The following is a 6,000-nucleotide window of genomic DNA, read 5'->3' as shown; positions in this document are numbered from 1 at the left end:
CAAGACCATCATCGTGAACAAGCGCTCGATGGCGGCCGGCTATGCCGGTCTCGACAACGAGTTGTTCTACATGGACAAGACCATGATGGTGTTCGGCGACGCCAAGAAGGTGGTCGAGGACATGGGCAAGGCCGTCGACTGAGCACGCCCCCACTACAAAACAACGGAGACAAGCTGATGACTCAACCTCAATGGCAGCCGGAACCACCGCCGAACCCGTTTGGCGACCTGCACGGCAAGGTCGCGCTCGTCACGGGCGCGTTCGGCGGCCTCGGCCGGCACTTCGCCGAGACGCTCGCCCGCGCGGGCTGCCGCGTCGCGCTGGCGGGCCGGCGCGTCGGCGAAGGCGAGACCATACTGGCGGCGCTGCGCAAGCAAGGCGCCACCGGATGCGTGGTGCCACTCGACGTGCGGGACCCCGCTTCCGTCGAGTCGGCATTCGATGCGGTGAAGCGCGAGCTCGGTCCGGCCCAGATCGTGGTCAACAGCGCTGGCATCGCCACGACTTCCCCTGCCATGGACGTGACGGAGGACGCCTGGCAGAGCGTGATCGACACCAACCTGAACGGCGCGTGGCGCGTGGCACAGTGCGCCGCCCGGACGATGCGCGACGCGGGCAACGGCGGCAGCATCGTCAACATCGCCTCGATCCTCGGCCTGCGCGTGGCGCAACAGGTGCCGGCCTACACCGCCGCCAAGGCGGGGCTGATCCACCTGACGCGCTCGCTGGCCCTGGAATGGGCACGCCACGGGATCCGGGTCAACGCACTCGCCCCCGGCTACTTCGAGACGGATATCAACCGGGACTTCTTCGAGACGGAGAACGGCCAGGCGCTCATCCGGCGCATTCCGCAGCGCCGGCTCGGCCGCGCCACCCAGCTGGACGGCGCCCTGCTGCTGCTCGCCTCCAGCGCTTCGGACTACATGACCGGCACGGTCCTGCCCGTCGACGGCGGCCACGCCGTCAGTTCGCTCTGACCGCCACCGCGCCACAGGAGAATGCCTATGGAAGTCACCGCCACCCCGCCGGCGAAGGCAGCCGGCCCGTCCCCGTTCGACAGTCGTGCCCTGGCCCGGCTCCTGCTCGCCCACGGGCTGATCGACTATCCCGTGCTGTCCGTCGAGCGTCTGACGGGCGGACAATCCAACCCTAGCTACAGGATCGCCTGCGGCCCGCGGCAGTACGTCCTGCGCACCAAGCCGCCGGGCCAGTTGCTATCGTCGGCCCACGCAATCGACCGCGAGTACCGGGTAATGCAGGCGCTTCGGGACAGCGAGGTCCCCGTGCCGCGCACATTCCTCTACAGCGAGGACACCGCCATTGTTGGCAGCCCGTTCTACGTCATGGAGTTCCTGCAGGGCAGGATCCTGTTCGACCAGTCGCTGCCGGGACTCTCGCGGCAGCAGCGCTCGGCAATGTATCGCGAGATGGGCCGCGTCATCGCCGCGTTGCACCGCGTGGACCTCGACGCCGCAGGCCTGACCGACTTTGGCAAGCACGGCGGCTATATCGCCCGGCAGGTCCGGCGCTGGGCGAGCCAGTGCCGGGAGGCCGGCATGGACGACAACCCCGCTCTCGCCGCGCTTGCGGACTGGCTGCCGCAGCACCTGCCGGACAGCGACCGTACCTGCCTTGTCCACGGCGACTACCGCATGGACAACCTCGTGTTCCACCCCACCGAAGCGCGCGTGATCGGCGTGCTCGACTGGGAGCTGGCGACCTTGGGCGACCCGCTGGCCGACCTCGCCTACCACTGCATGAGCTGGCATATCCCGGCCGACCTGTGGCGTGGCATCGGCGGCCTCGACCTGCAGGCGCTCGGCATCCCCGACGAGGCAAGCTATCTCCGTTGGTACGGGAGCACCAACGGCACGCAGTCGATCGAGCACTGGGACTTTTATCTCGCCTACAACCTGTTCCGCCTCTCCGCGATCATGAACGGCATCGCCCGGCGCGCGAGGAGTGGCAATGCGACCAGCGCCGACGCCGTGGAAACAAGTCGCAAAGCGATCCCGCTGGCCGAACTTGGCTGGAAATACGCGATGCAATACGCGAATGCAGCATGACGGCAAGCAAGAAGTAACAAACAAGACCCCAGGGAAAATCAAAAGAGCCACGACATGAACATCAAGACGACCGCCCTCTTCTCACTGCTTGCCTGTTCAGGAACGACCTTTGCGCAGTCCGTCACGCTCTATGGCGTGGTGGACGCAAACGTGGAGTATGTGAACCACGCCGGCGCAGTGCCCGTTGCCACCAACGGCTTCAACCGCGGCCCGGCCAACGACGTCTACCGCCTGAACTCGGGTGGCCTGTCCGGCTCGCGCTGGGGCATGCGCGGCACCGAGGACCTCGGCGGCGGCCTCAAGTCGGTGTTCGTGCTCGAGAGTGGCTTCGGCCTCGACACCGGCGCTTCCCAGCAGAGCGGCCGGATCTTCGGGCGCCAGGCGTACGTCGGCGTGCAGAGTCCCATCGGCCAGTTCAGCTTCGGGCGCCAGTACACGTCGATGTTCGAGACGGTCGCCAACTATGAGCCCACCGCGTTCGCCACGCAGTACGAGCCCGTCGTACTGCAGACCGGCGCCAACTTCCGCGAGGACAACACGCTCAAGTACAACGGCCAGTTCGGTCCGGTCACGGCTATCGCCCACTGGTCGTTCGGCGTTGGCCTGGCCCTGCCGCAGACGGTAGGCGTGGCCACCGCAATCGGCGGCAACGGCGAGGTTCCCGGCCAGTTCCGGCGCGATACGGCTTACGGCGCGGGCGTCTCCTATTCCGCGGGCCCGATCGGGCTGATGGCGGCCTACGACCAGTGGAATCCGACCATCGGCACCGGCAGCGGCACGCTGAAAAAAGCCGCGGTGGGTGCGAGCTACGCGTTCGGAACGGCCAAGATCATGGGGGGATACCGCTGGGGCCAGAACAAGAATGCCGCGGATGTGGTGATCCAGCGGGACGATTTCTACTGGATCGGCGGCACCTACCAGGTCACGCCCGCCGTGGGTCTCACGCTCGAATACGACTACGACAACGTAAAAAGCCTGTTCGGCAACACGGGCGTGCCGAACCCCTGGCAGATCGCGCTGGTGGCCAACTACGCATTCTCCAAGCGCACCGACGCCTACCTGACCACGGCCTATGCGAAGAACGCCGGCCTGATGATGGAATCGCTGGCCACGGTGTATGCCAACAGCCTCTCGCTCGGCAACAGCTACACGCTGGGCAACGGCCAGAGCAATATGCTCGGCGTCGCGATCGGGCTTCGTCACAAGTTCTGACGGGTTTTGACTTGGCGCGCGGCGGTACGGCATGCGGTGGATTGGCCACCGCTCCATCTATCCAGGCTGCGATATCCGCTTCAGATCGGCCATGAAACGTCGCCAGAGCAGCACGCTGCTCGCGCCGAAAGCGATGCACAAGCCGAACCAAACGCCCGCGCCGCCCCATCCGAGCCAATCGCTGCAAAATAGTATCGCTGGAATGCCGATCAACCAATAGGAAATCAGGCTATTGCTCAGTCCGGCTTTCGTATTTCCAAGGCCACGCAAGAGGCCAATGCTGATATTCTGCGAAGCCGTAAAGAACTGATTGAAAACGGCGAACCAGAGCAGCGTGGTTGCTGTGGATAATATGGCAGGATCTGCGTGAGCGCCGAGAAATGGCCACAATACAATATGGGGAAAGAACAGGTAAACGAGCCCGATCGCCGTCATCGGAATAAAGCAGATTGTCATGGCGCCTCGTGCAATGACTCCGATCTCCCCATATTCCTGTTTCCCGATGGCACGGCTGACCATAATGGACGACCCGTGAGAGAGGCCGACATTGATTTGATAGACGATCTTGGCAAGCTGGTTGATGACATTGGAGGCAGCAAGCACAACAGGCCCGAAATTTCCTATCAAGATCGACGCCACGGAAGTAATTGACGCCTCGAGACCATAGGTCAGGGAGATGTCGCAGGTCGTGCTTTCCAGAAGGCGAGCGACAGAAAATCCTTCAGCTTCTCGTCCCGTTGAACGGCGCGAAGATAGACAAGGAAAGTCCATACCTGCACAAACGTCGTCGAAAGCCCGACGCCCGTCAGTCCGAGTCTGGGCAGGCCTAGCCACCCATAGATGAACATCGCGTTCAATAGCACGTTGACGGCGATGGAGACCACGGTGACCCACAAAAGCGAGCCGGGGCGGCGCATACCGACGGCGAATTGCCGCAAGACATTGAGCCAGACCATGGGTAAGAGCCCCGGCGCAAGCGTGATCATCACCGGCCTTGCCAGGGCGACGACGGTGTCATCCTGGCCGAGAAAGGTGAGGCAATAACCCAGACCGGCAAGCAAGCCGCCACCGATAAGAGCGACGACCGTGGCGAGAAACAACGCAGAGCGGACAAGGCCGCGGATCTCCTCCCGGGCAGCAGCATCGACCATTATGCTTTCCGTGCGTTTTTCGGCCCGTCCGATAGAAGCGGCAATGAGATTTCCCAAGCCTGTCACCATGCCGACGCACATGGTGCGGAACTGATTGTAAAGTAGCGTGGCAAGACCACCGGCCGCCAGCGCCTCCATGCCGATCAAGCCCATCATCATCAGATCGGTGCTCGTCAATACGATCTGCGCAAACTGAATTCCCGCAATCGGCGCGGAAAGCATGATCATGTCGCGGTAGTGACGTGGGATGGAAATCATCACAGATCTCTGGGTGCGAGTAGTTTATTGTGAAAAGAAAATTAATAAAATAATGCCGTCCCCGCCATCACCCACGCCGTGACTTTGGTGTCGATTCAATATTTTCTTGAGCGCATCGTACTTACCGAGCGGATTTTCACTTTCGATTGTGCTATATTTTTTTGCGACACTCAAACGAGTAATTTTAGGGGAGCTTGAGGAAACCTCATGCAGAACAGGCATCGCGTCTCTCTCAACGCCGTTCGGGTGTTTGCGATCGTGGCACGCACCGGGAGCCTGACGGCCGCCGGCGCTGAACTCGGCGTTACCGCCGGCGCGGTAAGCCACCAGCTCAAGAAGCTTGAAGACGAGCTTGGCGTGACCTTCTTCCACCGGGGAAATAACACCGTTTCCCTTACCGACGTGGGACAGCGGTTCTATCAGGAGGTCGCGCCGGCGATCGGGCTCATCGAGCATTCGGCCGATGCCCTGTATCGCGACGAAACCGAAATCAGCGTTCAGGCGTCAACGTCGCTTGCAGTGCGTTGGCTCATCCCGTCACTGGATCGCTTTCACGCGCTCTGCCCCGAGGCCCGCGTTCGGGTGGAAACTGGTTCCGCGCGAGGTTTGCTCGCCGTCCCGGTCTCTGATGTCAGCATCCGTTATTTCCGGGCAGGGGAAGCAGCCGAAGGATGGGAACTCCTTGCTCGCGACCTGAGCCGCCCGGTTGTTTCGCCGAGCCTGCTGGCAAGAGACACCAATCGCCGGGAGATCACCGTTTCGGACGTGCCGGCTCTTCAGCGCGCAGCCGGCAATTGGGACTGGAAGCTCTGGTGCGAAACCTTCGATATTTCGCTGGCAGAGCTTTCCTTCGCCCATGAATTCGACACCGACGATGCGGCTCTTCATGCTTGTGTTGCCGGTCTTGGGATGGTGCTCGCGCCGCCGATCCTCACGGCCAGGGAAACACAAGCCGGCGCGTTGGTGGTCCTGCCCGGATACGAGCCGGTTGAGATCGGAACATATCGTTACCAGCGCCGCTCGGAATCGCGCGTGGTCCGGCAATTCTGCAGCTGGATGGATACCGAAATGCGGAACCTCGAATGAACGGCTTTCTGTCGCGGATGCATTCACCAGCTTCGCGGTCGACAGCGGTTTCATTCCGGAAGTGAGTGGAAAGAGAACCGGCTTCCTTTTCAATACCAGAGGCGGCCCAAGGTAAATTCCCTTCCGGCTTCGGCAGCACCCTCTCCGAGATGCGATCGATTCAGTGCTTTCGGGTTTCCCCTTAATTCTGGGCGCGGATCGCGGTGAGACAATCCAGCCGGATCGC

General features: G+C 62.3%; 7 protein-coding genes. 5 read left to right on the top strand and 2 right to left on the bottom strand.

Annotated elements, in window-relative coordinates:
• The 4 genes from AC1DK4_RS10525 to AC1DK4_RS10510 form a co-directional block, all read left to right on the top strand.
• A partial coding sequence (locus AC1DK4_RS10525; RefSeq protein ID WP_477131515.1) for an NAD(P)(+) transhydrogenase (Re/Si-specific) subunit beta occupies positions 1-142 on the top strand: 142 nt, incomplete at its 5' end.
• A 35-nt stretch (positions 143-177) separates the two neighbouring features.
• Positions 178-978, top strand: a complete 801-nt coding sequence (locus AC1DK4_RS10520; RefSeq protein WP_441614064.1) for an SDR family NAD(P)-dependent oxidoreductase — start codon at positions 178-180, stop codon at positions 976-978.
• 27 nt (positions 979-1,005) lie between these two features.
• A complete protein-coding gene (locus AC1DK4_RS10515; RefSeq protein WP_441643213.1) occupies positions 1,006-2,067 on the top strand; it encodes a phosphotransferase family protein in 1,062 nt (353 codons plus the stop codon).
• Positions 2,068-2,121: 54 nt separating this feature from the next.
• A complete protein-coding gene (locus AC1DK4_RS10510) occupies positions 2,122-3,279 on the top strand; it encodes a porin (RefSeq protein WP_441614062.1) in 1,158 nt (385 codons plus the stop codon).
• Positions 3,280-3,336: 57 nt separating this feature from the next.
• Here the strand turns inward: AC1DK4_RS10510 and AC1DK4_RS10505 are convergent, their stop codons facing one another.
• Positions 3,337-3,918: an MATE family efflux transporter gene (locus AC1DK4_RS10505; RefSeq protein WP_477131511.1), complete on the bottom strand. Its 582-nt coding sequence runs from the start codon at positions 3,916-3,918 to the stop codon at positions 3,337-3,339.
• 29 nt (positions 3,919-3,947) lie between these two features.
• A complete protein-coding gene (locus AC1DK4_RS10500; RefSeq protein WP_477131510.1) occupies positions 3,948-4,688 on the bottom strand; it encodes an MATE family efflux transporter in 741 nt (246 codons plus the stop codon).
• Between the two features lie 207 nt (positions 4,689-4,895).
• On the opposite strand from AC1DK4_RS10500, the gene AC1DK4_RS10495 reads away from it, so the two are divergent.
• Positions 4,896-5,774, top strand: coding sequence for a LysR family transcriptional regulator (locus AC1DK4_RS10495; protein WP_441614060.1), 879 nt, complete (start codon positions 4,896-4,898; stop codon positions 5,772-5,774).
• Positions 5,775-6,000 lie beyond the last annotated feature (226 nt).

The sequence above is a fragment of the Cupriavidus sp. 05N38 genome (assembly GCF_056397345.1).
The sequence above is the reverse complement of the archived record's forward strand: the minus strand, read 5'-3'. Positions and strand labels throughout refer to the sequence as shown.

Excerpts from the sequence above, each read along its gene's own strand:
- AC1DK4_RS10520 (WP_441614064.1), top strand. The coding sequence starts at position 178 with ATGACTCAACCTCAATGGCAGCCGGAACCACCGCCGAACCCGTTTGGC.
- AC1DK4_RS10515 (WP_441643213.1), top strand. The coding sequence starts at position 1,006 with ATGGAAGTCACCGCCACCCCGCCGGCGAAGGCAGCCGGCCCGTCCCCG.
- AC1DK4_RS10510 (WP_441614062.1), top strand. The coding sequence starts at position 2,122 with ATGAACATCAAGACGACCGCCCTCTTCTCACTGCTTGCCTGTTCAGGA.
- AC1DK4_RS10500 (WP_477131510.1), bottom strand. The coding sequence starts at position 4,688 with ATGATTTCCATCCCACGTCACTACCGCGACATGATCATGCTTTCCGCG.
- AC1DK4_RS10495 (WP_441614060.1), top strand. The coding sequence starts at position 4,896 with ATGCAGAACAGGCATCGCGTCTCTCTCAACGCCGTTCGGGTGTTTGCG.